Here is a 3545-nt window from a genome sequence, read left to right as displayed (position 1 = left end):
GCTTCCCGGGGCTGCCCTGAGACGGGCCGTCGAGTCACGCCTCTGGGCAGCCGGCCGGGCTTGGCGGTTTCCTCAGCTCGTGACCGGGTGGAGGCAAGCCGGTAGGAGTCCATACCGGTCTCGATGGTCGTGCCGCTGAACGTCAGACGGTCGATGATGGCCGCGCAGAGCAGAGCCTGCCATCCGGATCACCTGCTGACCAAAGCTTCACCGACCGGCGTCCAGCTCGGTGACCTCGCGGTATAGCCATCGTCAGGGGTCAGCGTCCCGGGTGGAGCGGTGAACGGGAATCGCCCAATTGAGATCACTGACGAGATGCGCCAGGCCGCGGACAGTGCCCGGCGTCAGGTACTGGAGAGAGCCCTCCGCACACACTGGCGGAACGGATCCCGGCCGACGCGAAGGGCCGGTACGCCAATGAAGGAGCCGGATGGCAGGCCGGAGTTGAGCGGAGCCTGCTCTACATCGAGAACATCGCCAGCGGGCTGACCGAGGGCAGGTCGTAGGCCGCAGCAGGTCGTGGTGTCTGCGACGGAGTCCAGGAACCCCACCAGAACGGTGAGAAGTGGCTCCGCCAAGCGTTCGACTGCCTGGGCGGCCCACCACCCGGCGCCCTCTCCGCGGCCGTGAACGGGCCTGAGCGGTCAGCGAACAGGCCGGACCCGTAAGCACGGGCGTCTTCCTGCGTCGGCAGTACCAGGGCGCTCGGGCGGCCGGGGCTCGTGGCAAGGGGCGCGGCGCCCGCGCCGTTCGTCAATCACCGGCGAGCGCCAGCGCCAAGAATGAGCCCAGCGCAGCGCCACCCCAGATCAAGTCAGCAGGTCAACTCACCACCACCTCAGACAAAGGGATGTCAGCGCACCGCAGGCCCTGAGAACGCCCTGTGAGCAGCAGTGTTGCCTGTCCGCGCCGTTGTCACCTTCGTTGCCCACCCCCGTCGTGGAGGGCAACTGGTCGGCCGGGGCCTTCGCGCAGCGCGCACGGCGGCCACCTCCGGCAGTAGCCGGCTCGTGCGCACGCTGCTGTCTACCGGTCGGTGGCGCGGGCGCGCAGGCGGGCCATGATGCCGTTGGCCGGCCCCGCATCTCCGTGCTAAGGCGTTCGAGTTCGCGGCGCGCATGCTCACAGCGGGGGCACAGCCGCCCCGCTCCGGCCGGTAGCCGTCCTCGCCCGTCATGCCGGTCTCGACATCGGTGCCGCACGACGGGCACGACCGCGGCCAGGCCACATCGAGCTGTTCGCGGCGTTTCCGGTCCTCGAGGATCCATGCCCGTTCGCGTTCCGCGCGGCGCTATTCGTCGCGGGCGTCGTGGTCAGCCTTGGTGCGGATGTTGGTCAGTGCGGCGAACAGCCGGCGTAGCGGGTCGGGCGGTCCATCGGTCCACCGGCCGACTATGCCGCGGGTACCAGGAGCCGTCGTTCCTAGGGATGGCGTCGAAGTACCACAGGAACGAGAGGGTGAGCTCCAGCGTCGGTTCGGCGAGTCCATGATGGGTTCGGCACTGTACGAAGAACTCCGCGTGCTCGTCTTCGTCTCGCATTCCCTCTTCGAAGAGCTGATCCCAGCGGCGCCGATTGCTGCCTGGCTGGGTGTGCTCCTGCAGGGCATGTGCCCGTGCCCCAGGACGGGTCAGGTAGCTGCTGATCCTCCAGTCGAAGCGGTTCTGGACGAGTTCTCCCTTTCCGAGGACTGCGACCCACTCGGTAGCGTGGCGGTGAGCGGAACAGGTAGCCGCCCTCCGGCCTCGCCGGTCGGTGGCGCGGACGCGCAGGCGGGCCATGATTCCTGCCGGTCCAGGCGTTCGTAGAGAGAGCGCGGGCGAGGCTTGAGGTAGAAGCGCCGCCGCTGTCACCCCAGGACCAATCGGCCAGAGACCGTGTGTGGAGCATGGCGGTCAAGGACAACCCGACGCTCTTCGACGGTCCGGTCGTGGCTGTGCGGGGATGGGATGGCTCGAGCCGCATGCCCTGCGCCTGTCGCGGGCGCGGGTGGCCTACCGGCACTACGCCTCGCGGTGGGTTGCCGGCGACCACCGCGCTGCCGTCGTTGTTCGTGAACGTCGTCCAGCCCATCCATGAGGGTTGTGTCCTGACGGTGAGGATGTCGCCGTCCACGGCCGCTCCGGGCCGTTGGCAACTGCCGGGAGGTTCCGTGGAGCCGCCCCACGACGGCGAAGTTCTTGACGAGGCCGCCCTGGGCAGCCAGGCGGCGCGAGAACTGGCCGAGGAGATGGGCATCGACACAGCCCCCGAGGTACTGCGGCTGTGGGTAGTAACCCGAGGGAAGAACAACAGCATCGGCCTGACCTACCTCGCCCCGGCCATCGGCTCTTGCTGGGGTCTAGTCCGTGAGTTCGGCGACCGGGTCAGAGTGCGGGCTGGTGGTACCTCGCGAGGCGGCGTAGAACGCGCAGCATGGTGGTGGTGGAAGCGTCGGTGACCCGCACGGTCGGCGTCACCGGGTTGTGCTCTGGATGCCCAGGACGTCGTAGAGGCGCTGGCCGTGGGCCACTGCTTCAGTTCTGGGCGTCCCATGAGGATGAGCTGGTGGTGCGCGGCGAAGTCGGTGGCGGGCTGGGTGAAGACGTTCAGCCCGATCATGATCGGTACGTCGGCTCCGTGGTGGAGGCGTGCCGTTCCGTTGAACTGCTGTACGTGTCTGGTACTGCTTGCATTGCAGGACCAAGAGGCGATCTTCGTTGTCTCGGGCGGTGACGTCCACGCCGAGGCCGCCGACGCCTCCGACCCGTCGTGTACCTCGAAATCCATCGCGGGCCAGGAGCTCGGCGCAGGCCTGCTCGAAGCCCGTCGCACTCATCGCAGAGAGTTGCTTCATCTTGAAGGTCAGCACATCCGGGCTTGCCGATGCGGGTGGGGCAGCGGTCGGGGCGTCATGCTCGTCGTCACCGATATAGGGGTAGGTGCCGGCGTCGAAGAAGAAGGCCAGCAGTCTGGCGAGCGGGATGAGTGTGGCCGGTCCGCCGACGACGATGAGTCCGGTCCACCACGGGTGGGCTGCGATCAGGCCCCACAGATCCGTGGTGATCCATCGGCTGACGTCTTGTGTGAGCCGCTCCCACAGCATCTTGCCTTCGGCCAGGGCGAGGATGGCGGTCAGAAGGAATTTCAGCAGGGGGTCGAGCGACCCGTCCTCGTCGAACACCGCACCTCCAGGATGTGTGTGGTTGAGCGGGGTGAGCGGGACCTGCCAGGCCGCGCGCTTGAACCGGCCCCGGCGGGCGCGTGCCGGCAGGCCCAGAAGGTCGTGCAACGCGGTGTCGTTCTGCGCCCAGCAGCGGAGCTTGTCCCGGTCGCCCCAGTGGACGCCGTGCCGGTCGCCCCAGGCGTTCCCGAGGTCGGGGCCGGTTTCTGGCCCCGGGGGCGGGGCGCTGTGCGGGCCGTGCCGCCGCTCCATGGGGCGCAGCGCCGTGGGCCGAGGGGACGGCAGCGCGAAGCGAGGGAGCGGGACGCGCAGCGTCCCCGTCGACCGGCTGCCGGCGGACCTTGTCCTTCTTGGCCTGGCGCTCGCGCTCCTGGCGCATCCG

The 3545-nt window shown here is 68.7% G+C and carries 1 protein-coding gene and 2 pseudogenes; 1 reads left to right on the top strand and 2 read right to left on the bottom strand.

Translation table 11 applies throughout. The features are described from left to right. The first annotated feature begins 2020 nt into the window (after nucleotides 1-2020). Nucleotides 2021-2440, top strand: a complete 420-nt coding sequence (locus tag ABZ070_RS36190; RefSeq protein ID WP_356640314.1) for an NUDIX domain-containing protein — start codon at nucleotides 2021-2023, stop codon at nucleotides 2438-2440. Nucleotides 2441-2568: 128 nt separating this feature from the next. On the opposite strand, the pseudogene ABZ070_RS36185 reads toward ABZ070_RS36190, so the two are convergent. Continuing rightward, nucleotides 2569-2818, bottom strand: a pseudogene (locus ABZ070_RS36185) (restriction endonuclease); the annotation flags it as partial. A gap of 393 nt (nucleotides 2819-3211) precedes the next feature. Further along, nucleotides 3212-3346 (bottom strand): annotated as a pseudogene (locus ABZ070_RS36180) (restriction endonuclease); the annotation flags it as partial. Nucleotides 3347-3545: the final 199 nt, after the last annotated feature.

This window comes from Streptomyces sp. NPDC006283 (assembly GCF_040613325.1).
Classification (GTDB): Bacteria; Actinomycetota; Actinomycetes; order Streptomycetales; family Streptomycetaceae; genus Streptomyces.
The sequence above is the reverse complement of the archived record's forward strand: the minus strand, read 5'-3'. Positions and strand labels throughout refer to the sequence as shown.